The 22,635-nt window shown below is 60.2% G+C and carries 22 protein-coding genes; 14 read left to right on the forward strand and 8 right to left on the reverse strand.

Annotated features, from left to right (window positions below; all coding sequences use genetic code 11):
• The first annotated feature begins 314 nt into the window (after positions 1-314).
• On the forward strand, positions 315-950 hold the full coding sequence (locus tag ASD46_RS12500; protein ID WP_060642503.1) for a LysE family translocator: 636 nt from the start codon (positions 315-317) through the stop codon (positions 948-950).
• A 27-nt stretch (positions 951-977) separates the two neighbouring features.
• Here ASD46_RS12500 and ASD46_RS12505 read toward each other — a convergent pair whose 3' ends face one another.
• Both ASD46_RS12505 and ASD46_RS12510 read right to left on the reverse strand, forming a co-directional pair.
• On the reverse strand, positions 978-1,709 hold the full coding sequence (locus ASD46_RS12505; RefSeq protein ID WP_003511162.1) for a FadR/GntR family transcriptional regulator: 732 nt from the start codon (positions 1,707-1,709) through the stop codon (positions 978-980).
• A gap of 121 nt (positions 1,710-1,830) precedes the next feature.
• Complete coding sequence (locus tag ASD46_RS12510; protein ID WP_035200579.1) at positions 1,831-2,817, reverse strand: GlxA family transcriptional regulator; 987 nt, start codon at positions 2,815-2,817, stop codon at positions 1,831-1,833.
• A 129-nt stretch (positions 2,818-2,946) separates the two neighbouring features.
• Between ASD46_RS12510 and ASD46_RS12515 the strand changes: the two genes are divergently transcribed.
• From ASD46_RS12515 to ASD46_RS12545, 7 genes are all read left to right on the forward strand, one after another.
• The gene (locus ASD46_RS12515) at positions 2,947-3,774 is read left to right on the forward strand and encodes an alpha/beta fold hydrolase (protein WP_060642345.1); all 828 of its coding nucleotides are present in this window, start codon (positions 2,947-2,949) and stop codon (positions 3,772-3,774) included.
• A gap of 27 nt (positions 3,775-3,801) precedes the next feature.
• A complete protein-coding gene (locus ASD46_RS12520) occupies positions 3,802-4,593 on the forward strand; it encodes an SDR family NAD(P)-dependent oxidoreductase (RefSeq protein WP_060642346.1) in 792 nt (263 codons plus the stop codon).
• A 13-nt stretch (positions 4,594-4,606) separates the two neighbouring features.
• On the forward strand, positions 4,607-5,092 hold the full coding sequence (locus ASD46_RS12525) for a hypothetical protein (protein ID WP_003511169.1): 486 nt from the start codon (positions 4,607-4,609) through the stop codon (positions 5,090-5,092).
• 193 nt (positions 5,093-5,285) lie between these two features.
• A complete protein-coding gene (blh, locus tag ASD46_RS12530; RefSeq protein WP_060642347.1) occupies positions 5,286-6,581 on the forward strand; it encodes a bifunctional sulfur transferase/dioxygenase Blh in 1,296 nt (431 codons plus the stop codon).
• Positions 6,575-6,928 (forward strand): sulfite-sensing transcriptional repressor BigR, encoded by a 354-nt coding sequence (gene bigR / locus ASD46_RS12535; RefSeq protein WP_003511171.1) that lies wholly within the window; start codon positions 6,575-6,577, stop codon positions 6,926-6,928. Before blh ends, bigR begins: the two co-directional genes overlap by 7 nt.
• The gene (locus tag ASD46_RS12540) at positions 6,925-7,332 is read left to right on the forward strand and encodes a YeeE/YedE family protein (RefSeq protein ID WP_003511172.1); all 408 of its coding nucleotides are present in this window, start codon (positions 6,925-6,927) and stop codon (positions 7,330-7,332) included. Before bigR ends, ASD46_RS12540 begins: the two co-directional genes overlap by 4 nt.
• On the forward strand, positions 7,329-7,763 hold the full coding sequence (locus tag ASD46_RS12545; RefSeq protein WP_060642348.1) for a YeeE/YedE family protein: 435 nt from the start codon (positions 7,329-7,331) through the stop codon (positions 7,761-7,763). Before ASD46_RS12540 ends, ASD46_RS12545 begins: the two co-directional genes overlap by 4 nt.
• A gap of 60 nt (positions 7,764-7,823) precedes the next feature.
• Here ASD46_RS12545 and gpmI read toward each other — a convergent pair whose 3' ends face one another.
• The 6 genes from gpmI to ASD46_RS12575 form a co-directional block, all read right to left on the reverse strand.
• Positions 7,824-9,341: a 2,3-bisphosphoglycerate-independent phosphoglycerate mutase gene (gene gpmI, locus ASD46_RS12550; protein ID WP_060642349.1), complete on the reverse strand. Its 1,518-nt coding sequence runs from the start codon at positions 9,339-9,341 to the stop codon at positions 7,824-7,826.
• 212 nt (positions 9,342-9,553) lie between these two features.
• Positions 9,554-10,807 (reverse strand): dihydrolipoamide acetyltransferase family protein, encoded by a 1,254-nt coding sequence (locus ASD46_RS12555; protein WP_060642350.1) that lies wholly within the window; start codon positions 10,805-10,807, stop codon positions 9,554-9,556.
• 2 nt (positions 10,808-10,809) lie between these two features.
• Complete coding sequence (locus ASD46_RS12560; protein ID WP_013761697.1) at positions 10,810-11,823, reverse strand: alpha-ketoacid dehydrogenase subunit beta; 1,014 nt, start codon at positions 11,821-11,823, stop codon at positions 10,810-10,812.
• A 3-nt stretch (positions 11,824-11,826) separates the two neighbouring features.
• Positions 11,827-13,065, reverse strand: coding sequence for a 3-methyl-2-oxobutanoate dehydrogenase (2-methylpropanoyl-transferring) subunit alpha (locus ASD46_RS12565; RefSeq protein ID WP_003511177.1), 1,239 nt, complete (start codon positions 13,063-13,065; stop codon positions 11,827-11,829).
• Positions 13,066-13,109: 44 nt separating this feature from the next.
• Positions 13,110-14,237, reverse strand: a complete 1,128-nt coding sequence (locus tag ASD46_RS12570; RefSeq protein WP_060642351.1) for an acyl-CoA dehydrogenase family protein — start codon at positions 14,235-14,237, stop codon at positions 13,110-13,112.
• 12 nt (positions 14,238-14,249) lie between these two features.
• Positions 14,250-15,413 carry an acetyl-CoA C-acyltransferase gene (locus ASD46_RS12575; protein ID WP_082546207.1) on the reverse strand — a complete coding sequence of 388 codons (1,164 nt, stop codon included), beginning with the start codon at positions 15,411-15,413 and terminating at the stop codon, positions 14,250-14,252.
• Between the two features lie 182 nt (positions 15,414-15,595).
• Between ASD46_RS12575 and ASD46_RS12580 the strand changes: the two genes are divergently transcribed.
• The 6 genes from ASD46_RS12580 to ASD46_RS12605 all read left to right on the forward strand — a co-directional run bounded on the left by ASD46_RS12580 (position 15,596) and on the right by ASD46_RS12605 (position 22,620).
• On the forward strand, positions 15,596-16,069 hold the full coding sequence (locus ASD46_RS12580; protein WP_003500312.1) for an Lrp/AsnC family transcriptional regulator: 474 nt from the start codon (positions 15,596-15,598) through the stop codon (positions 16,067-16,069).
• Between the two features lie 81 nt (positions 16,070-16,150).
• Entirely contained in the window at positions 16,151-17,323 is a 1,173-nt protein-coding gene (locus ASD46_RS12585; protein WP_035199562.1) for an isovaleryl-CoA dehydrogenase, read from the forward strand.
• Between the two features lie 8 nt (positions 17,324-17,331).
• Positions 17,332-18,933 carry a carboxyl transferase domain-containing protein gene (locus tag ASD46_RS12590; RefSeq protein ID WP_060642353.1) on the forward strand — a complete coding sequence of 534 codons (1,602 nt, stop codon included), beginning with the start codon at positions 17,332-17,334 and terminating at the stop codon, positions 18,931-18,933.
• Between the two features lie 7 nt (positions 18,934-18,940).
• Entirely contained in the window at positions 18,941-20,926 is a 1,986-nt protein-coding gene (locus ASD46_RS12595; protein ID WP_060642354.1) for an acetyl/propionyl/methylcrotonyl-CoA carboxylase subunit alpha, read from the forward strand.
• Position 20,927: 1 nt separating this feature from the next.
• Positions 20,928-21,854: a hydroxymethylglutaryl-CoA lyase gene (locus tag ASD46_RS12600; RefSeq protein ID WP_003511186.1), complete on the forward strand. Its 927-nt coding sequence runs from the start codon at positions 20,928-20,930 to the stop codon at positions 21,852-21,854.
• On the forward strand, positions 21,844-22,620 hold the full coding sequence (locus ASD46_RS12605) for an enoyl-CoA hydratase-related protein (protein WP_060642355.1): 777 nt from the start codon (positions 21,844-21,846) through the stop codon (positions 22,618-22,620). Before ASD46_RS12600 ends, ASD46_RS12605 begins: the two co-directional genes overlap by 11 nt.
• Positions 22,621-22,635: the final 15 nt, after the last annotated feature.

Genomic DNA, 22,635 nt, shown 5'->3' on the forward strand with positions numbered 1-22,635 from the left:
GAAGTCGATTGCACAAAATAACAAAGGCGCAATCCTGTCTGACAACTATTCGCAAGTTGTCACAGGTGTAGATGGCTGTCAAGCATATGCCGATAAAATTGGTCCTGTGGCAGGCTTGGAAAATGACTGAAGCAGGCAACAACGCTGCCTTTCAAGACCGAGATTTCATCCGAAATCTAGCGGTTCTTTGCTTTGCCGGAGAAAGGAATCACACATATTGCCGCGATGACAAAAGCCTGTATTCTTCGCTTCGAACTGCCTGGGAGATGCCGGTCTGGCACCGGCATATCTCCTGCTTCAAGGGGGAGGAAGAGATGGCGGAAATGACACTTCTGGCATTTGCGATAGTTGCCTTTATCGGTATTGCCACACCTGGCCCGACGGTTTTGCTGGCGCTTGCGAATGGCTCGCGTTTCGGGGTTCGCCGCGCCTTGACAGGTATGGCCGGCGCGGTACTCTCCGATTTCGTCCTGATCGGCGCGGTTGCACTGGGATTGGGAGCATTGCTCGCCGCCTCGGAGTTCTGGTTCGGCGTCGTCAAATGGGTCGGCATTTGTTATCTTGCTTTCCTGGGCGCCATGCTTTTGCGCTCCAGAGGCTCGCTCGATGGCGCTCTTCAATCGGCAGACACTTCCGGGGCCACTTCCGCCCGCTCGATTTTCCTCAAAAGCTTCCTTGTAGCCGTGACCAACCCCAAGGGATATCTGTTCTTTTCGGCTTTCCTGCCGCAATTCATCGATCCGGCAGCACCGCAGATCCAGCAATATGCGGTGCTTGCGCTGGTTTTTGCCGGCATCGATTTCATCGTCATGTTCGGATATGCCCTGCTGGGCTCGCAGGCCGTCAGACTGTTGCGGAAGTCAGGGGCGTTATGGCTCGACCGCATTTGCGGCGGCGCACTTTTGACGCTTGCCGCCTCTCTGGCTTTCTACCGACGGGCGAGCGCTTAACCTGCTGAGAAAGCTGAAATTTCCTAGTTATTCAGCGGCTGTACGGGAGCGCAAAAGCACCTTGTAGCGCTCAAGACTACCGCGCAGATGCGCCGCCATATATTGGCGGGCAGCATCTGCATCGCCTTCGATGATGGCGTCAACGATCTTCGCATGCTCCTCCTGGAGATGAAGATTGTAGTCCTTCGGACGGGAACCGGGCGCCGCCCCCTGTAATTCGCCACGCGGGATGATGCCGGAGCGGATGAGTTGAAGAAACTCGGGGAATCGCCTGTTCTGCGTCGCCTGTGCAATGGCCAGATGGAACTCGAAATCGGCATCCCGCGTCGGCAACCCGGCGGCGAGACAGTCGCCAACGCGCCGATGCGCATCGACAATCGACTCCACCTGCACGGCGGATCGGCGCGATGCCGCAAGCCCTGCGGATTCGACCTCGAAGACGGTGCGCAATTCCAGCAGTTCGATTACCGAGGAGATCCGCCCCACGGCGAGATCATTGAAAGGCACTTCCTTGGCCGGCTTCACCTCGATGGCAAAAACGCCCGCTCCCTTGCGGGCCTCTACGAGACCATCCGCGCGCAGAATGGCGATGGCCTCCCGCACCACGGTGCGGCTGACGGAATATTCGCGTGTCAGCGCGCTCTCACTCGGGAGACGGTCGCCGGGACGGAACACGCCTTCAGACAAATCCCGCCGCAATGCGGAGCTGATTTTCGCCGCGAGCGATATTCCCGGCTTCGTGCTGCTCTCAACGTCCATTCCGGCCCACCTGTTTTAAACTTGTCTGGCATGTTAGCAAACACCCGCCACATTGCAAGGGCCGCGCTTCTCGCACCAACCTCGTTGCGAAGCGGCAATGTCGCAACAGCGGGATTTGCCCTCAGGCGGCCACCATGGCCGAACCGCTGGAAAAGCGGTTTCTGTACTCGCCCGGCGAGAGGCCGAGAATACGGTGAAATACACGACGGAAGGCAGCGGCATCCTCGTATCCCACCGACCAGGCAATCTGGTCTACCGAACGACGGGTGAATTCCAGCAGTTCCCGCGCCTTGCCGACACGAAGATGCTGGACATATTCGATAGGCTTCATACCGGTGGCGGCCTTGAAGCGGCGAAGGAAGGTTCGCTCCTCAAGCCCGGCATGTGCGGCCATATCGGAGACACTGGTCGCCCGCCCGGCACGCGCCTGCAGCCAGTGCTGCACCTTCAGGATAGGCTCGTCGCCATGCGTCAGCCGCGGCGCGAAACTGCTGTAATGTCGCTGCTCCCGACCGGAGGGGTCGATCAGCAGGAATTTACCGGTCTCGATCATCACCGAAGGCCCAAGCAGCCGGTCAACAATGCGCAGACCAAGATCGGTCCATGCCATTAGCCCACCCGCCGTGATGATATCGCCGTCTTCGATGACGATCTTGTCTATCTCCAGGCGGATATCGGGAAAGCGCTCGCGAAACCGTTCCGCAAACAGCCAGTGGGTAGTGGCCGGGCGGCCGGCCAGAAGACCTGTCGCAGCGACGATGAAGGAACCTCCGCAACTGGCGGCCAGCGTCGCGCCCTGCGCATGCCGGTCCAGCAGCCAGCGGGCATAGGGCCCGGCCTCGTCGATTTCGGCTGGCCCGGTCAGCCGGCCGGGTACGACGAAGATATCGGGATGCCCCGGCCTGCCCGGCTCGGTGTCATGACAACGGGAAAACTCACCGCCCTCACCCATGCTCCAGTGGCTGACGCGCAGTTTCGGCCCACCACGATCCTCTGAGAAGACCGACGCGATGGCAAAAAGATCCGTGATGCCGTGCACCATGGCGACCTGACAGTCCCGGTAGAGAACCAGACCGACTTCCAGCGCACTTCCCGCAACACCCGCCATGCCCCACATCCCCGTTTTGTCAGTTTCGGCTCGTTTTCTGTCAGAAGCGCCAATCCAGCCCCGGCTGTCTCCAGAGTATCTCTATTCCCACAGGACGCAAGCAAACCACCCGCAACAGGAGAGAGAGCCATGACAACGATAGTCACCAGAGACGGAACGCACATCTTCTACAAGGACTGGGGTTCGAAAGACGGCCAGCCCATCATCTTTTCCCACGGCTGGCCGCTCAGTGCCGATGCATGGGACGCGCAGATGGTATTCTTTGCCAATAACGGTTTCCGCACCATCGCCCATGATCGCCGCAGCCACGGCCGCTCCGACCAGGTCTGGCACAACAACACCATGGATCAATATGCTGACGATCTGGCAGAGCTGATCGAACAGCTCGATCTTCACGACATCATTCTCGTCGGTCATTCCACCGGCGGCGGCGAGGTAACGCGCTATATCGGCCGCCATGGTACGGCCCGCGTCGCCAGGATCGCCCTCATCGGCGCAGTACCGCCGCTGATGCTGAAGACGGAAAGCAATGCCATCGGCCTGCCGATCGATGTTTTCGACGGCATCCGCAAGGGTACCTACGACAATCGCAGCCAGTTCTTCAGGGATCTGACCATTCCTTTCTACGGCTACAACCGTGAAGGTGCTGTGATTTCTGAAGGTATTCGCGAGGAGTTCTGGCGGCAGGGCATGATGGGCGGCCTCAAGGGCCAGCTAGACAGTATCCGCGCCTTTTCGGAAAGCGATTTCCATCAGGACCTGAAGGCTTTCGACAAGCCAACGCTCGTACTGCACGGCGACGACGACCAGATCGTGCCGATCGGCGCTTCGGCGCTCTCCACGGTCAAGATCGTCAAACATGCGACCCTCACGGTCTATGAGGGCGCCGACCATGGACTGACACAGACCCATCAGGACCGGTTCAACGCCGACCTTCTTGCTTTCATCAACGCCTGAAACCATCAGACAAAGGAAACACGGGACATGACACAGAATACGTTTCTCATCACCGGCGCGTCCGATGGCATTGGCGCTGTTTATGCCGAGCGCCTGGCAAAACGCGGCCACGATCTTATCCTCGTGGCGCGACGCGCCGAAAAGCTTAAGACGCTGGCCGAGCGGCTGGAAAAGGATCACCAGATCGCTGTCGAGGTTCTGGCAGCAGACCTTTCACGGGCGGAAGACCTCGAAAGGGTAGAGGCACGGCTGCGCGAGGACCGGCGGATCACCGGTCTCGTCAACAATGCCGGTATTGCCGGAGACGGCGCTATCACGGAACTGGACCCGGCCCATGTCACGACGATGATCAATCTCAATATCCTTGCCGTCACCCGGCTTGCAGCGGCGATCGCACCGCGTCTTGCAGCAGATGGAAAGGGCACGATCATCAATATCACCTCGGTCACGGCCTTGATGCCGGCGGCATTTACCGCCGTTTATCCGGCGACCAAAGCCTTTGTGCTTGCCTTCACCGAGGCGCTGCACGCGCAGCTTTCCCCTTCCGGCGTTCGGGTTCAGGGTGTCCTGCCGGGCATCACCCGCACGGCCATCTGGGAAGAGGAACGTCTCGACGCCATTCCCGCCACCATGGTCATGGATGCCCACGAGATGGTGGATGCAGCCCTGGCCGGGCTTGATCTGGGCGAGACGCTGACCATTCCTTCCCTGCCGGATACGGCAGACCTTGAAAATTTCCTTGCGGCCCGCGCTGCATTGAGGCCCAATCTATCGCATGCACATGCCGCCAGCCGGTATGGTGCAACCCAAACTGAATAGAGGGAGACGCATCATGATCCTCGGACTGACCATTCCCCAATTCACGACATTGCACGTTGCCTTGAGCCTCATAGGCATCGTAACCGGATTGATCGCCCTGCCCGCTTATGCGGCAGGGCGATGGATGCCGCGCATGATGGCGCTGTTTCTCGTCACCACGCTCGCCACAACGCTCACCGGCTTTCTGTTTCCAATCGGCAACTTCACACCGGCACTCGGCGTCGGCATCATCTCGACCATCATTCTGGCGGTCGCGCTGGTCGCGCTTTACGGATACGGTCTCAATGGCAGGGCGCGAACTGTTTATTCGATCACCGCCACGATGGGCCTTTATCTGAATATGTTCGTGCTGATCGTTCAGTCCTTTCTCAAGGTCGAGGCACTGAACGCACTGGCTCCGAACGGCAACGAACCACCATTCCTTGTCGCTCAACTCGCCCTGCTTGTTGCGGCAATCTGTCTTGGCTGGAAAGCGACGCGCCGCAAGCTTTTAGCCTGAAGCCAGCCCCCGCCCACACTCACCTGCGGGCTTCCCGAAAAAGCACACTTGCTCGATCCCCTTCGGGCGAGCTTGTGATTTCGTCGCGAACACAGGAAATCGCCGCCTCTGAAATTTTCTCTTCCGTCTGTTGCAGCCGAACAATATACATTATATGATAACGTATATTAATTTAGAACAACAGGAGAAACCGATGAGTGTCGTGAGGATCAACGAACGTCTGACGGTCGCAGGCCAACCGGATATCTCCGACTTTTCATCGCTTTCCGATCAGGGCTACAAAAGCATCATCAATGCCCGGCCGGATGGCGAAGAGCCCGGCCAGCCGGGCAATGAACATGAAAAAAGCGCCGCCAATGCTGCGGGTCTTGCCTACAGTTTCATTCCGGTCAATGGCCCGACTATTACCGAAGCCGATATTCGTGCCTTTCAGCAGACGATGACCGAGGCAAAAGGCCCCGTCTTCGCCCATTGCAAGGGTGGAGCGCGAGCACTGACCCTCTATGTGCTTGGCGAAGCGCTGGACGGGCGCATGAAACAAAGCGAGATCACGACTTTCGGCCAACAGCATGGTTTCGATCTTTCCGGCGCCGTCCGCTGGCTGGAGCGGCAGGCTGCGGCAAAGCCGCACGTCAAGGCTTTCTTCGACCCGAGCACATCGAGCGTGCAATATGTCGTTTCCGACCCCGCAACCCGGCGCTGCGCCATCATCGATCCGGTCTACGATTTCGACGAGAAATCGGGGGCGACCGGCACGGTGAATGCCGATGCCATTCTGGCCTATGTCAAGGAGCAAGGCCTGTCGGTGGAATGGGTTCTGGACACGCATCCGCATGCCGACCATTTTTCCGCCGCCCACTATCTCAGCCAAAGAACCGGCGCGAAAACGGCAATCGGCGCCAAGGTCACCGGTGTGCAGCGGCTGTGGCAGGAGAAATATAACTGGCCCGATCTTGAAACAGACGGCTCGCAATGGGACCGGCTGTTTGAAGCGGGAGACCGGTTCACCATCGGCTCGCTGGAAGCTCGCGTGCTGTTTTCACCCGGACATACACTTGCCTCCGTAACCTACGTGGTGGGCGACGCCGCATTCGTGCATAACACGCTTTTCATGCCTGATTCCGGCACGGCGCGCGCCGATTTTCCAGGCGGCAGCGCCAGAGAACTGTGGGCATCCATTCAGGACATCCTCGCCCTTCCCGACGAAACGCGGCTTTTCACCGGCCACGACTATCAACCCGGTGGCCGCGCGCCCAAATGGGAAAGCACTGTTGGAGAACAGAAACGCGGCAATCCGCATTTGGCTGGCATGACAGAGGAAGGCTTCATCCAGCTGCGCGAGGCGCGGGATCGCACCTTGCCGATGCCGAAGCTCATTCTGCACGCCTTGCAGGTCAATATCCGTGGCGGGCGCCTGCCTGAGCCGGAGGCCAATGGCAAACGTTATCTGAAATTCCCGCTCGACGTGCTGGAGGGCAGCACATGGTAAAGGAAAACATGCGGAAACAGATACCTGATATCACCGAAATCCCGCTTGCCGAGATGGAGGAACGCGCAGTCGAGGTCGCCATACTCTTGAAGACGCTTGCCCATCCCGCGCGGCTGATGCTCGCCTGCACGCTGGCGCAGGGGGAGTTTTCCGTTGGCGAGCTGGAAGCCAAGCTGGATATCCGCCAGCCTACACTTTCCCAGCAGCTTGGGGTTTTGCGTGAGGCGGGCGTTGTTGAAACGCGGCGCGAGGCCAAACAGATCTTCTACCGGTTAACCGAGGAAAAAGCGGCGCAGCTGATCGAGGCTCTCTATACCATCTTCTGTGCGCCGGAGGAAAACCCGTGACAGCCTATTGGCCCTCTCTATTCGGCGGTATGCTGCTCGGCCTCGCGAGTATTCTTCTGTTTCTCTTTAACGGCCGCATCGCCGGTATCAGCGGCATCCTGGGCAATGTGCTCGGCAAGGAACGGCGCTTGACGGATGTGGCCTTCGTCGCAGGTTTGCTGACAGGCCCCTATCTTTACGCCGCCGCATTCGGCCGCTTTCCCGCGCTCACCATATCTGCACCCTGGCCGCTGATCGTCATTGCTGGGCTGCTGGTGGGGTTCGGTACGCGCATGGGATCCGGCTGCACATCCGGCCATGGCATCATGGGTCTTGCACGATTTTCCCGGCGCTCCATCACCGCCACTGCCATCTTCCTGATCACCGGTATCCTTGCCGCGACGATAACCGGAGCGCTGTCATGAAAAATCAGGTCATGGCGCGTTTCGTGGTGGCACTTGCGGCCGGGGCACTGTTCGGATTTGGCCTCTCCCTGTCCGGCATGATCGATCCTGCCCGCGTTTCAGGCTTTCTCGACGTGGCAAGCGGCCATTGGGATCCGAGCCTGATGTTCGTTCTCGGCGGCGCGGTTTTGGTCGCCGTGCCGGGCGTTCTGTTGTGCCGTTTCCTTGCCAAACCAGTTCTCAGTGCGGAATTTCACCTTGCCGCCAAAACTCGGGTCGACGCGCCGTTGGTTGTGGGCTCGGCTATGTTCGGCGCAGGCTGGGGGTTTGCCGGTTTCTGCCCCGGCCCGGCAATATCGGCGCTTGCTCTCGGCCTAATGCCGGTCATTCTCTTCGTTTGCGCCATGATCGCCGGCATGCTCGTTCACGACCGAATCTACGCCAAACGGTAGGCATTTCCGCCTCGCCTGGACATGCGCGAGAGCAGCAGGCTCTCGCGCATCGTCGCCGGATTACAGGTCAATCAGGCTTTTGCCTGTCATTTCCGCAGGCAGCGGCACATTCATCAATTGCAGCAGCGTGGGAGCGACATCGGCAAGGATACCGTCATGCAGCTTCGCGCCTTCAGGTCCGCCGAACAGGATCACCGGCACCGGATTGGTGGTGTGCGCGGTGTGCGGGCCACCGGTTACCGGGTCGACCATGGTTTCGCAATTACCGTGGTCGGCAATCACCAGCATGGCGCCGCCAACCTTTTCCAGAGCGGCAACGACTGCGGCGAGCCCCCGGTCCACGGCTTCGCAAGCCTTGATCGCGGCTTGCAGATCGCCGGTATGGCCCACCATGTCGGGATTGGCGTAATTGGTGACGATGAGATCGTAACCCTTGCCGATCGCCTCGACGAATTTCTCCGTCACCTCAGGCGCGCTCATTTCCGGCTGCAGATCGTAGGTCGCAACCTTGGGAGACTTCGGCATGAAGCGGTCTTCGCCCACTTCAGGTTCTTCCTTGCCACCATTCAGGAAGAAAGTGACATGCGGATATTTTTCCGTCTCGGCCAGACGGAACTGCCGCAGACCCTGCTTGGCAACCCAGGCGCCCAACGTATTTTCGATATCGCGCTTAGGGTAAGCCGTCGTCATGAAGGTCGCATGTTTGGTGGAATATTCCACCATGCCAAGCAGCGCCGAAAGCACTGGCTTTTCACGCACGAACCCGTCGAAATCGTCCGCACCGATGGCAAGCAGGATTTCACGAGCGCGGTCGGCACGGAAATTCAGGCAGAAGAGACCGTCGCCGGATTTGAAGCCTTCGTAACCACCGATGACCGTTGGCAGGATGAATTCGTCCGTAACATCATTTTTGTAGCTTGCGGCAACGGCGCTCACCGCGTCCGGCGCATGTTCGCCCCGGCCGAGAACCATGGCGTCATAGGCCTTTTCAACGCGCTCCCAGCGATTATCGCGGTCCATCGCATAATAACGGCCGATCACCGTGCCAATGCTGGCGCCTTGCGGCAGACTTGCCGCAAATGCGGCGACGAAGCCTTCCGCGGACTGCGGCGCAACATCGCGACCATCGGTGATGGCGTGCACGACGACCTTCAAACCCAGATCGGTCAGCAGCTTCACCGCCGCCCGACCGTGGACGATATGACCGTGAACGCCGCCATCGGAAACGACGCACATCACATGCGCCACGCCGCCCGCAGCCTTCACCTTGGCGGCGAAATCGAGCATCGCAGCATTCCTGAAAAAGCTGCCGTCTTCGATAGCCAGATCGATCTGGCCAAGATCCATGGCGACGATGCGACCGGCGCCGATATTGGTGTGTCCAACTTCCGAATTGCCCATTTGCCCGGTGGGCAGGCCGACATTCGGGCCGAAGGTGGTCAGCCGCGCATTCGGGCAGGTGGCGAAAAGCCGATCCATGGTGGGCGTGTTTGCCAGTACCGGTGCATTGCTGGACGTGTCCTCGCTCAGTCCCCAGCCATCGAGAATAGTCAGGACAACGGGTTTGGGAGTGCTCATGAAAGGACCTTCTTCTTCATTCGGTTGCCGACGAACAGCGAAGCGCTGGGCACCGGAGCGCCCCCGTCCGCCACTATGATCATGATGAGAAAACACGCTTCTCGTTCTTTCTCTTCTATACTCGAAGATCGCGAACGCAAGCCTATACCGACACCGAAACAGTTCCGTGAAGCTGAAGTGCTTCACGGAAGAAAATGCTTTTCGAACGAAGCTCAGCCGTCGATGAAGATCAGCGCCGGCTTTTCCAGCAGCGCCTTGATAGCCTGAATGAAGACGGCGGCATCCCAGCCGTCTACGACCCGGTGATCGAAACTGGAGGAGAGGTTCATCATCTTGCGCGGCACGAAACCGCTGCCATCCCAGACCGGTCGCGTCACGATCTTGTTCACGCCGATGATCGCCACCTCCGGGTGATTGATGATGGGCGTCGAAACGATACCGCCAAGGGGGCCAAGCGAGCTGATGGTGATGGTGGACCCCGTCAATTCGTCCCGTTGCGCGGCACCGTTGCGCGCCGCCTCGGCCACGCGCACAACTTCAGCAGCACACTCCCAAAGGCCGAGCGCTTCCGTGTGGCGAACGACCGGGACCATCAGCCCTGTAGGTGTCTGCGTGGCTATGCCGATATGCACCGCTTCGTAGTGACTGACGACCCCTTTTTCGTCATCGAAGGTGGCATTCATGCCGGGATGATCGGCGACCGTTTTCACAAGTGCGCGCATCAGGAACGGCAGGATCGTCAGTTTCGGCTGTCCTGGCCGGCGGTTGCCATTCATGGTCGTGCGCAAATCCTCCAGATCGGTCACGTCGATTTCCTCGACGTAGGTGATGTGGGGAATGCGGGAGACGGACAGCGTCATCTTCTCGGCGATCTTGCGCCTCAGCCCTGTCACCTTCACCTCTTCGACAGCGCTATCGCGGGAAGCTATCGGCGCAGCGGGCCGCTCAGATTGCGACCGTGCGGTCAGAAATGTATCGAGATCGGCGTGGGTGATATGCCCGTCCGGCCCTGTTCCCCTCACTTGTCCGAGATCGATATCGAGATCGTCGGCGCGCTGGCGAACGGCTGGCGACGCCAGAGGTTTATGGTGTTCCACCTCAGGGGAAGGCGGCGCATCCTGTATTTCGCGGGCGGGCTGGATTTCAGCCGCTGGCGGCTCTTCCGTCATGTCGGATGGCGCTTCCGGCTCGGTCACATCCGCGGGGGCAGCAGCAACAGCGGAGGCATTGGTTTCGATGCGCACCAGCGGTGCCTTAACCGCCACCGTATCACCCACCTCCGCTGCCAACCATGTGACGACGCCCGCAACCGGCGAGGGGATTTCAACCGTCGCCTTGTCGGTCATCACAGCGGCCAGCACCATATCCTCGTGCACGGGATCGCCGGGTTTGACGTTCCATTCCACCAGTTCGGCTTCCGCCACACCTTCGCCGACATCGGGCATAGTGATAACAAATTCCGCCATCTTCAGGCCTCCATGACTTCGACGAGGGCGCGCCCGACGCGGGCCGGCCCCGGAAAATAATCCCACTCCTGCGCGTGGGGATAAGGCGTATCCCAACCAGCCACACGGACGACCGGTGCTTCCAGATGATAGAAGCAGTGTTCCTGTACCAGCGAAACGACCTCCGCACCGAAGCCTGACGTGAGCGTTGCCTCATGCACCATGACGCAGCGACCGGTCTTGGCAACGGACTTTACAATGGTGTCCAGATCGAGTGGCAAAAGGCTGCGCAGATCGATGATCTCGGCATCCACGCCCGTTTCTTCCGCTGCGGCGAGCGCAACATGCACCATGGTGCCGTAAGCGATGACAGTGACATCCTGCCCGGCGCGGCGGATTTCGGCCTTGCCGATCGGAATGGTGTAATGTCCTTCCGGCACCTCGCCCATCTCGTGCTTCGACCATGGCGTTACCGGCCGGTCGTGATGGCCGTCGAAGGGGCCGTTATAAAGCCGCTTCGGCTCCAGAAACATCACCGGATCCGGGTCTTCGATCGAGGCGATCAGCAACCCCTTGGCGTCGTAAGGATTGGAGGGAACCACCACCTTTAGCCCGCAGACATGGGTAAAAAGCGCCTCCGGGCTCTGACTATGCGTCTGCCCGCCAAAAATGCCGCCGCCGGTCGGCATGCGCAGGACTATGGGGCAGGTGAAATCGCCATTGGAGCGATAACGAATGCGCGCCGCTTCCTGGGTGATCTGGTCATAGGCCGGGTACATGTAATCCGCGAACTGGATTTCGACGCAGGGGCGCAGGCCATAAGCGGCCATGCCGATGGCCGTGCCGACAATACCGGATTCGCTGATCGGCGCGTCGAAACAGCGTGTCTTGCCATATTTGCCCTGCAAGCCCTGCGTCGCACGAAACACGCCGCCGAAATAGCCAACATCCTCGCCGAATACCACCACATCGTCGCTGCGCTCCATGGACACATCCATGGCGCTGCGGACGGCTTCGATCATCGTCATTCTTGTCATGTCTCACCACCCTGCCTTCTGGCGCTGGCGGGCGAGATGCGGCGGCATCTCGGCGTAAACGCCCTCGAAAATATCCTTCTTTGGCGGCTTGCGGCCCTCATGCAGCGTACCGTGGCTTTCCGCCTCACGCTGCGCCTCAAGCACCTCGTCGGCAATTTCCGCTTCCGCCTGCCGGTGCCGCTCCTCCGACCAGACGCCGCGCAGGATGAGATGTTTCTTCAACCGCAGAACCGGGTCACCCAGTGGCCATGCCTCGGACTCGGTCTTGGGGCGATAGGCGCTCGGATCGTCGGAAGTGGAATGCGCGCCGACACGGTAGGTCACATATTCGATCAGCGTCGGTCCGAGATTGCGCCGCGCCCGCTCCACCGCCCAGCGAGCCACGGCATAAACGGCGAGATAATCGTTGCCGTCGACCCGGAGCGCCGGAATGCCGAAGCCCAGGCCTCTGGCCGCAAAGGTGCCGGAACCGCCGCGCGCGATACCCTGAAAGGTGGAAATGGCCCATTGGTTGTTGACGATGTTGAGGATGACCGGCGCCTTGTAGGTGGAGGCGAAGACCAGCGCCGAGTGGAAATCCGATTCCGCCGTTGAGCCGTCACCGATCCATGCTGCCGCGATCTTCGTATCGCCCTTGATGGCAGATGCCATCGCCCAGCCGACCGCCTGCACATATTGCGTGGCAAGATTGCCCGACACGGTGAAGAAGCCATGCTCCTTCGAGGAGTAAAGAACCGGCAATTGCCGCCCATGCAGCGGGTCCAGTTCGTTGGAATAGATCTGGTTCATCATGGTGACGAGCGGGTAATCGTCGGCGATCAACAGACCGGCCTGCCGGTAGGTCGGGAAATTCATGTCGCCTTTGGAGAGCGCCTTGCGGAAGGCGCAACTGACCGCTTCCTCGCCCAGATGTTGCATGTAAAAGGAGGTCTTGCCCTGCCGCTGTGCCATCAGCATGCGGGCATCGAAAGCCCGCAGCCGCATCATGTTCTTCAGGCCGACGAGCAAATCCTCATCCGAAAGCAGCCCGGCCCACGGGCCGACAGCCTCACCTTGATGATTGAGGACGCGGATGATGGAATAGGCCAGATCGCGCATGTCTTCAGGTGCTGCGTCCACCTCCGGGCGTGGCACGGAGCCGGCCTTGGGTATCTTCACATTGGAGAAATCCGGCTGGTCGCCTGGCCGCACCGCTGGTTCGGGAACATGCAGGCTGAGATGCGTGGTTTCGGTAATATCCATTCTACTCCTCCCATCGCCATCTCCTCCAGACGACGAAACAATTTTCAGAGGTTTCGCGCGATGACCATGCGCTGGACATCGCTGGTTCCCTCGTAAATCTGGCAGATGCGTACATCGCGATAGATCCGCTCCACCGGATAATCCGCCATGTAGCCGTAACCGCCGTGAATCTGGATGGCGTCCGAGCAGACACGCTCCGCCATTTCCGAGGCAAAGAGCTTTGCCATCGAGGCCTCCGAAAGGCAGGGCTCGCCCGCTTCCTTCAGCGCCGCCGCATGCAGCACCAGTTGCCGCGCCGCCGTTATGCGCGTTGCCATATCCGCAAGCCTGAACGCAACGGCCTGATGCTCGATGATGGCTTGCCCGAAGGCCTTGCGCTCGCGGGCATAATCCCGCGCCGCCTCGAAAGCCGCCTGCGCCATGCCAACCGCCTGTGCGGCAATGCCGATACGACCGCCTTCCAGATTGGCGAGCGCGATGCGATACCCCTGCCCCTCTTCACCGAGCCGCAATTCGGCTGGGACCGCCATATCGGTAAAGGCAATCTGGCAGGTATCCGAAGAATGCAGACCGAGTTTTTCCTCGATCCTGATTACCTCGTAACCGGGCGTATCTGTCGGCACGATGAAGGCCGTGATACCTTTTTTGCCAGCAGCAGGATCGGTGACGGCGAAGACGATGACGACATCGCCATTCTTGCCCGACGTGATGAACTGTTTTGCGCCGTCGATGATATAGCGGTCGCCATCGCGCCGCGCTTTTGTCTTCAGATTGGAGGCGTCGGAACCGGCCTGCGGTTCGGTCAGCGCAAAACCGCCGATCCATTCGCCGGAGGCGAGCTTGGGGAGGAAACGCTGCTTCTGCTCTGCCGTGCCGAATTTCAGGATCGGCACGCAGCCAACCGAATTGTGGACGCTCATGATGGTGGAACAGGCGCCGTCACCGGCAGCGATTTCCTCCAGCGCCAGGGCGTAAGCGACAGCACCGGTTTCCGACCCGCCATAATCCTCCGAGACCAGCATGCCGAGAAAGCCGAGCTCACCCATTTCTTTCAGCTCGTCTTTCGGGAACCGGCTTTCCCGGTCGCGCGCGGCAGCACCGGGGGCAAGCCGCTCGCGGGCGAAATCGCGGGCCATGTCCCTGATCTGTTGCTGGGCTTCGTTCAGGATCATCTCCGCCTCCCTTCAGTGCCGCTCGACCGCAAGCGCAGTCGCCTCGCCGCCGCCGATGCAGACGGCGGCAACGCCGCGTTTCAGTCCGTGACGCTGCAAAGCGGCCAGCAACGTGACGACGATGCGTGCACCGGAAGCCCCGATGGGATGGCCGAGCGCGCAGGCGCCGCCATGCACATTCACCTTCTCATGTGGCAGATCGAGATCACGCATGGCCGCCATCACCACAACCGCGAAAGCCTCGTTGATTTCGAACAGATCGACATCCTTTGCCGACCAGCCGGTTTTTTCGAACAGCTTTGTCATCGCGCCGATGGGAGCCGTCGGATATCTGGCGGGTGCATCCGCATGGGATGCCTGACCGATAATGGTCGCCAGCGGTGAAAGGCCTCGTCTTTCCGCTTCGGAACGGCGCGTGAGAACGAGAGCGGCTGCACCATCCGAGATAGAACTGGAATTCGCCGCCGTCACCGTTCCGCCGTCGCGAAAGGCGGGCTTCAGCTGCGGTATCTTTTCCGGCTTTGCCTTCCCCGGCAACTCGTCCACGCCATCATCGCCAACAGGCGCGATTTCCGCTTCGAACGCACCTTCCTCTACGGCGCGTCGTGCCCGTTCCAGTGAGGCGAGCGCAAAATCATCCTGCATCGCACGAGTGAATCGATACTCTTGCGCGCAATCTTCAGCAAAAGTCCCCATCAGCCTGCCCTTGTCATAGGCGTCTTCGAGACCGTCGAGAAACATGTGGTCGGTGAGCTTTCCGTGGCCGAGACGATAGCCGTTGCGGGCGCGGTCCAGCAGATAGGGGGCGTTGCTCATGCTTTCCATGCCACCGGCAAGCACGATGGAAGAGCTTCCCGCCGCAAGCTGGTCATGTGCCAGCATGATCGCTTTCATGCCCGAGCCACACATCTTGTTGATTGTTGTTGCGCCAACCGAGTTGGGAATGGCGGCGGCAATCGCTGCCTGTCTGGCAGGAGCCTGTCCCTGCCCGGCTGAGAGCACGCAGCCCATCAGCACATCGTCGATGTCAGCGGAAGAAATTGCAGCCCGTTCGACGGCCGCGCGGATCGCCGCCGCCCCGAGATCGGAAGCCGCCACCGATTTGAATTCGCCCTGGAACCCACCCATAGCAGTACGGGCGGCCCCGACGATAACGACAGGGTCATGCACAGCCAAATTCACCTCCCTTGGTCATCCTCCCACCGAGAGAACGACCGTCATCGCTATCTCCTCCAGACCGCGACTGACGTGAACGCTATCACTATCTCGAATTCATTTCAAAGCTATTTTGATTGACAGTTTTTTGATTGGCGATATCTTTGATCCAACAATTAGTCATATCATAGAGCAAATGATCCATGATTGAGCTCGACAGTTTCGACCAGAAGATTCTCCATGTGCTTGGCGATGACGGGCGTGTGAGCTGGCGCGATCTGGCGGCCCGGATCGGGCTTTCCTTCACGCCGACACTGCGCCGCGTGCGCAAGCTGGAAGAAGAAGGCATCATTCGCGGTTATACCGCCGTGTTCGATGAGAACCGGCTGCTCGGCAATATGGGCGTCTTCATTTCCGTCACGCTGGAACGGCAGATCAAGGAAGCGCTGACGACGTTCGAGCACCATGTCGCCTCCATTCCGGAAGTGGTGGGCGGCTACCAGACGAGCGGCAGTTCCGACTATCTCATTCATGCCATGGTGCGGGATCTACCGCATTATCAGCAGCTTCTGGATTTCCTGACCACGGTTCCCGGTGTGTCGCGCATCCAGTCCAATTTCGCCATCAAGACATTCGTGCGCCGTTCCGCCGCCTTCACCGGGGGTGACGCGCCATAAATGAGAGTTGCCAGCACGGAGGAGGTGCTGGCCGCTGACGAGAGGGACGGAGATAAAAGGCCGTCCGGAGGAGGAGACGCGATGAGTTTGAACCTCGCCGCCATTTTCGATGCCGATCTCGGCCCGGAAATCGCAGCATTGCGCGACAGCGCAAGAGCATTCGCAGACGATGAAATAGCGCCGCTCGCCGCAGAAATCGATCGCAACGATCAGTTTCCGCGCCAGCTCTGGCCGCGGATGGGTGAACTCGGTCTGCACGGTATTACCGTTTCGGAGGAATTCGGCGGTGCTGACATGGGTTATCTCGCTCATTGCGTGGCGATGGAGGAGATAAGCCGCGCTTCCGCGTCCATCGGCCTGTCCTATGGCGCACATTCCAACCTCTGCATCAACCAGATTCATCGCTGGGGAACGGAAGAGCAGAAGCGGCGATATCTGCCCAAGCTGGTGTCGGGCGAGCATGTCGGTTCGCTCGCCATGAGCGAGACGGAAGCCGGCTCGGATGTCGTCTCGATGCGGCTGAAGGCGGAACGTAAGGGCGACGTCTATGTGCTGAACGGCACAAAGATGTGGATCACCAACGGTCACGAGGCAGACACGCTGGTTGTATACGCCAAGACGGACATGTCCGCCGGTGCGCGTGGCATCACGGCCTTTCTGATCGAAAAAGGCTTCAAGGGTTTTCGCCCCGCACAAAAACTCGACAAGCTTGGCATGCGCGGCTCACCCACCTCCGAACTGGTGTTTACGGATTGCGAGGTCCCGGAGGAAAACCTCCTCGGGCGCTTGAACGACGGCGTGACAGTGCTGATGAGCGGGCTTGATTACGAGCGCGCGGTGCTGGCTGCCGGCCCTGTTGGCATCATGCAGGCGGCTATCGATCTGGTGCTACCCTATGCGCGCGAGCGCAAGCAATTCGGCAAGCCGATCGGCGAATTCCAGCTGGTGCAGGGAAAGCTTGCCGATATCTATTCGGCCATGAACGCCTCCCGCGCCTATGTCTATGCCGTGGCGCGCGCCTGCGACAATGGCCGCATCACAAGGCAGGATGCGGCAGGTGCGATCCTGTTTGCCGCCGAGCGGGCGACGCGAGTTGCACTGGATGCAATCCAGCTTCTCGGCGGTTCCGGCTATGTCAATGAAAGCCCGGCGGGTCGCTTGCTTCGGGACGCCAAGCTTTATGAAATCGGCGCGGGCACCAGCGAAATCCGCCGGATGCTGATCGGCCGCGAACTGGTCAAAGGCAACGGGTGAGGAATGCGATGAAGCTTACATCCAGTCTGAACCGCGATCCCACCTTTTCCGCCAACGTCACCTTCATGTCGGGCCTGGTGGATGACCTGCGGCAGCATGTCGAAAAAATCTCCAAGGGCGGCGGCGACAAGGCGCGCGAACGGCATCTGTCACGCGGCAAATTGCTTGCGCGCGACCGGATAGAGGCACTGCTCGATCCCGGCAGTCCGTTTCTCGAATTCTCGCAATTCGCAGCATACGAGGTCTACGACGAACCCGTTCCGGCCGCCGGCATCGTCACCGGCATCGGTCGGGTCGCAGGCCGTGAATGCGTCATCGTGGCCAATGACGCGACGGTGAAAGGCGGCACCTATTATCCGCTGACGGTCAAGAAACATCTGCGCGCGCAGGAGATCGCTGCCGAAAACCACCTGCCCTGCATTTATCTGGTCGATTCCGGCGGTGCGAACCTTCCCAATCAGGACGAGGTTTTTCCCGACCGCGATCATTTCGGCCGCATCTTTTACAATCAGGCCAATATGTCGGCGGCAGGCATCGCCCAGATCGCCGTGGTGATGGGAAGCTGTACGGCTGGCGGGGCCTATGTGCCTGCTATGAGCGACCAGTCCGTGATCGTCAAAAATCAGGGCACGATCTTCCTCGGCGGCCCGCCGCTGGTGAAGGCCGCAACGGGCGAAGTGGTGAGTGCGGAAGAACTGGGTGGCGCGGATGTGCATTCGCGGCAATCCGGCGTGACTGATCACTATGCCCACGATGACCGCCACGCGCTTTCGCTGACCCGAAGGATCGTCTCCACCCTCAATCGCCGCAAACGCGTGGAGCTGGATATTCGCGAACCCGCAGAACCGCTTTATCCATCGGAGGAGCTTTACGGCATCGTGCCCACCGATACGCGCAAGCCTTTCGAGATGCGCGAGATCATCGCGCGTCTGGTGGATGGTTCCGAATTCGACGAGTTCAAGGCGCTTTACGGCACGACGCTGGTCTGTGGTTTCGCCCATATCCACGGTTATCCCGTCGGCATCGTCGCCAATAACGGCATTCTGTTTTCGGAATCGGCGCTGAAGGGCACGCATTTCATTGAACTCTGCTGCCAGCGCGGCATTCCCCTGGTTTTCCTGCAGAACATCACCGGCTTCATGGTCGGCAAGGCCTATGAGGCTGATGGTATCGCGAAGGATGGCGCCAAGCTCGTTACGGCCGTTGCATCGGCTAAAGTGCCGAAATTCACCGTCATCATCGGCGGCTCCTTCGGTGCGGGCAATTACGGCATGTGCGGGCGCGCCTATTCGCCGCGCTTCTTGTGGATGTGGCCGAATGCGCGCATTTCCGTCATGGGCGGCGAGCAGGCGGCATCCGTTCTGGCGCAAATCCGGCGCGACGGCATCGAGGCGGATGGCCGCCACTGGTCCAAGGAGGGCGAGGAGGCGTTCAAACAGCCGATCCGGGAAAAATACGAGCGGGAAGGTCACCCCTATTATGCCAGTGCAAGGCTGTGGGACGATGGCATCATCGACCCGAAGGACACCCGCCTCGTGCTCGGCCTTGGCCTGTCGGCCGCGCTGAACGCGCCGATTGAACCCACCCGTTTCGGCATATTCAGGATGTGAGGCGACGATGTTCTCAAAAATACTGATCGCCAACCGCGGCGAAATCGCCTGCCGGATCATCCGCACCGCCCGCAAGATGGGCATCCGCACCGTCGCGGTCTATTCGGATGCCGACCGCGACGCCATGCATGTGGCGCTGGCCGACGAGGCCATTGCGATCGGTCCTGCACCTGCCCGCTCGTCGTATCTCGATGCTGAAAAGATCATCGCCGCCGCACAGGCAAGCGGCGCGCAAGCCATTCATCCCGGTTACGGTTTTCTCTCGGAGAATGCCGGTTTCGCCGAAGCCTGCGCCTCTGCCGGCATCATTTTCATCGGCCCGACACCCGATGCCATCCGCGCCATGGGCGGAAAAAGCGAGGCGAAGGCGCTTATGGCGAAGGCGGGCGTTCCCGTGGTGCCCGGCTATCACGGCGAGGATCAGGCCGACGAAAAGCTTGCCGGCGAGGCAGAAGCCATCGGCTATCCGGTTTTACTCAAGGCTTCAGCTGGCGGCGGTGGCAAGGGCATGCGCGTTGTCCGTGAAAAGCGTGAATTTGCGGCAGAACTCGCCGGCGCAAAACGCGAAGCGCTCGCCGCCTTCGGCAATGACCGTATGCTGATCGAGAAATATCTGGAACGGCCGCGACATGTGGAGGTGCAGGTCTTTGCCGATGGCCATGGCAATTGTCTTTCGCTTTTCGAGCGCGATTGCTCGATCCAGCGCCGGCACCAGAAAGTCATAGAGGAGGCCCCTGCCCCCGGCCTGCCCGATACGCTCAGGCAACGCATGTACGACGCGGCGGTCGCCGCCGCCCGCGCCATCGACTATCGCGGGGCTGGAACGGTGGAGTTCCTGCTCGACCCGTCCGGCGCGTTCTATTTCATGGAAATGAACACGAGGCTTCAGGTCGAGCATCCGGTCACGGAATATATTACCGGGCTCGATCTGGTAGAATGGCAGATCCGTGTTGCGAATGGAGAGGCGCTGCCGGACGACTGGGGCAATCTGCGCATCAACGGCCATGCCATCGAGGCACGGATTTACGCCGAAGACCCGACGCATGATTTTCTGCCGTCAATCGGCACGGTCAGCCACCTCGCCTTTCCGGAAGAAGGACCTCACCTTAGGATAGATAGCGGCATACGCACCGGCGACGCCATCGGCGTGCACTATGATCCGATGATCGCCAAGCTGATCGTCTGGGATTACGACCGTCTGTCTGCCGTGCGGCGTCTGCGTCTTGCACTCGAAAAACTGGCGATTTGCGGCGTCACCAGCAATGCCGCCTTTCTGACACGGCTTGCGGGACTGGATGCTTTCGCCGCCGCCGAACTCGATACCGGCTTCATAGCCCGCAACGAAGCGGCGCTCTTTGCCCCCGGAGCCACGAGCGAGAACGAAATAGCTTTGGCCACGCTCGGCCTGCTTCTCTCACGCCGGAACGGGGCCGAGCCGCAGGCCGATCCTTATAGCCCTTGGAACAATACGAACTCTTTCCGCCTCAATGCGCCAGCGAGGGAAACCTTGCGTTTCGTCCTGGATCAACAGCCGGTCGATGTCGCCGTTACACATGAGCCAGATGGTTTTTCACTGGAGATCGGCACGCGGGCAATCCGCGCTCATGGCAGCATCTCACAAGACGGCGCACTGCGGGCGACCGTCGATGGCAGGCAAAGGCAGTGCCGTTTCTTTGCCAGCGATAACGGCCACGCGCTTTTTCTGGATGGCGAGCACTATCGCATCAGCCAGCCCGACCCCGTCGATGTAGCGGATACCTCCACCCATACCGGCGGTCTGGAAGCCCCGATGCCCGGCGTCATCCGCGCCATTCTAAGCAAGCAGGGCGCAGCGGTTGAGGCCGGTGACGCGCTTGTGGTTATGGAAGCGATGAAAATGGAGCACACTATCCGTGCGCCAGCAAAAGGCACCGTCACCGCCATCAACTGCGCCGAAGGTAATATGGTCGAAGCCGGCGCCATGCTGGTGGATTTCGAACCGGAGGGCGCATGAGATGGCCTTGCCCAAAACCGTCAAGATCGTCGAGGTCGGTGCACGTGATGGCCTGCAAAACGAAACTGCTGAGGTTCCCACCGCCATCAAGATCAGGTTGATCGAGCGGCTGGCTGCGGCCGGATTGGCGGCGGTGGAGGCAGGAGCCTTCGTTTCGCCAAAAAAAGTTCCGCAAATGGCAGGGTCGAAGGAGGTGCTTCTAGGCCTCAAACGACATCCCAATACCGGCTATCCGGCGCTCGTTCCGAATATCAAGGGTTTCGAGGCCGCCGTTGAAGCCGGTGTGACGGAGATAGCCGTTTTCGTGTCCGCATCCGAAGGCTTCAGCCAGCACAATATCGCCTGTTCGCGCGCCGAAAGCCTCGAGCGCCTGCGCGATGTTTCGGAGGCAGCGGCCAGCCGTAACATCCGCATGCGCGGCTATGTCTCCTGCATCGCGGGTTGCCCCTATGACGGCGCGGTCGCACCCGAAGATGTGGCGGCGATGGCCGAAGCGCTTGTCGCCATGGGATGCTACGAAATCTCGCTCGGCGATACGATTGGTGTCGGCACGGCCGGGCAAATCCGCAAGCTCATCCAACATGTATCGACCCGCATCCCGTGCGAAAAACTCGCCATGCATTTCCACGACACCTATGGGCAGGGCGTCGCCAATGTGCTGGCTTCGCTTGAGGAAGGTATTTGTGTGTTCGACAGTTCCGTGGCCGGGCTCGGCGGTTGCCCCTTTGCGCCGGGCGCAAGCGGCAATGTCGCCACCGAAGACGTTGTTTATCTCCTGCACGGGCTTGGCATCAAAACCGGCATAGACCTGATGGCGGTGGCGAGAACGGGAGACTGGATAAGTCGCCATCTCGGCAGGGTGAATGCGGCACGCGCAGGTAAAGCACTGCTTGCCGTAAAGATGGAGGATAATGCACATGGTGGGTGAGCTGTTGAGCGAGAAGCGCAAGGACGTTCTGTGGCTGACGCTTAACCGGCCGGACGTCCACAACGCCATGAACGCCGCGATGACGGACGCCTTGATGCATGCGATCCGGACGGCCTCCAGCGACGGCGACCTGCGTGCGGTTGTGATAACGGCGGCGGGCGACCGTAGCTTCTGCTCAGGGGCCGATCTGAAGGAAAGCGCTGGTGGCATGTTCCTCTCGCGAGACGGAACGAACCCCATCGCCAATGTGATGCGCGCTATCGAGACCTGCAACAAAATCGTCATCGCCCGCGTCAATGGCCGGGTGCTGGCGGGTGGGCTAGGCCTTATCGCGGCCTGCGATCTCGCTTATGCCGCCGATCATGCTGAGTTCGGCCTGCCGGAAGTTCGCGTCGGGCTTTTCCCGGCCATGGTGGCGGCGAAACTTCTGGCCAAAATACCGCTGAGCCGCCTCCACGAAATGGCCTATCTGGGGCAACCGGTCACCGCCGCAGAGGCCGAAGGCATCGGCCTCATCAACCGCACGGCGCCACGTGCCGAACTCGATGGCGTGATCGAGGGAGTACTCGCCCGCTTGCGGCAGAACGCGCCGGGCGCAGTCGCCGCCGGAAAGGCAGCGCTGCTGACGATGCGCGACATGCCGGCCAGTGAACGGCTCGCCTTTGCCGAAAGCGTCATCGCGAAGATCAGCAGCAGCGAGGAGGCGCGCGAAGGCAGAGACGCCTTCGCTGGAAAACGCCCGCCGCTCTGGACTGGCGGGTCCTGAACCACCGCTCAAGGT

This window comes from Rhizobium sp. Root491, from assembly GCF_001427205.1.
Classification (GTDB): Bacteria; Pseudomonadota; Alphaproteobacteria; order Rhizobiales; family Rhizobiaceae; genus Agrobacterium; species Agrobacterium tumefaciens.

Coding starts and splice junctions, on each gene's coding strand:
- ASD46_RS12500 (WP_060642503.1), top strand. CDS start 315: ATGGCGGAAATGACACTTCTGGCATTTGCGATAGTTGCCTTTATCGGT.
- ASD46_RS12505 (WP_003511162.1), bottom strand. CDS start 1,709: ATGGACGTTGAGAGCAGCACGAAGCCGGGAATATCGCTCGCGGCGAAA.
- ASD46_RS12510 (WP_035200579.1), bottom strand. CDS start 2,817: ATGGCGGGTGTTGCGGGAAGTGCGCTGGAAGTCGGTCTGGTTCTCTAC.
- ASD46_RS12515 (WP_060642345.1), top strand. CDS start 2,947: ATGACAACGATAGTCACCAGAGACGGAACGCACATCTTCTACAAGGAC.
- ASD46_RS12520 (WP_060642346.1), top strand. CDS start 3,802: ATGACACAGAATACGTTTCTCATCACCGGCGCGTCCGATGGCATTGGC.
- ASD46_RS12525 (WP_003511169.1), top strand. CDS start 4,607: ATGATCCTCGGACTGACCATTCCCCAATTCACGACATTGCACGTTGCC.
- blh (WP_060642347.1), top strand. CDS start 5,286: ATGAGTGTCGTGAGGATCAACGAACGTCTGACGGTCGCAGGCCAACCG.
- bigR (WP_003511171.1), top strand. CDS start 6,575: ATGGTAAAGGAAAACATGCGGAAACAGATACCTGATATCACCGAAATC.
- ASD46_RS12545 (WP_060642348.1), top strand. CDS start 7,329: ATGAAAAATCAGGTCATGGCGCGTTTCGTGGTGGCACTTGCGGCCGGG.
- gpmI (WP_060642349.1), bottom strand. CDS start 9,341: ATGAGCACTCCCAAACCCGTTGTCCTGACTATTCTCGATGGCTGGGGA.
- ASD46_RS12555 (WP_060642350.1), bottom strand. CDS start 10,807: ATGGCGGAATTTGTTATCACTATGCCCGATGTCGGCGAAGGTGTGGCG.
- ASD46_RS12560 (WP_013761697.1), bottom strand. CDS start 11,823: ATGACAAGAATGACGATGATCGAAGCCGTCCGCAGCGCCATGGATGTG.
- ASD46_RS12565 (WP_003511177.1), bottom strand. CDS start 13,065: ATGGATATTACCGAAACCACGCATCTCAGCCTGCATGTTCCCGAACCA.
- ASD46_RS12570 (WP_060642351.1), bottom strand. CDS start 14,237: ATGATCCTGAACGAAGCCCAGCAACAGATCAGGGACATGGCCCGCGAT.
- ASD46_RS12580 (WP_003500312.1), top strand. CDS start 15,596: ATGATTGAGCTCGACAGTTTCGACCAGAAGATTCTCCATGTGCTTGGC.
- ASD46_RS12585 (WP_035199562.1), top strand. CDS start 16,151: ATGAGTTTGAACCTCGCCGCCATTTTCGATGCCGATCTCGGCCCGGAA.
- ASD46_RS12590 (WP_060642353.1), top strand. CDS start 17,332: ATGAAGCTTACATCCAGTCTGAACCGCGATCCCACCTTTTCCGCCAAC.
- ASD46_RS12595 (WP_060642354.1), top strand. CDS start 18,941: ATGTTCTCAAAAATACTGATCGCCAACCGCGGCGAAATCGCCTGCCGG.
- ASD46_RS12600 (WP_003511186.1), top strand. CDS start 20,928: ATGGCCTTGCCCAAAACCGTCAAGATCGTCGAGGTCGGTGCACGTGAT.
- ASD46_RS12605 (WP_060642355.1), top strand. CDS start 21,844: ATGGTGGGTGAGCTGTTGAGCGAGAAGCGCAAGGACGTTCTGTGGCTG.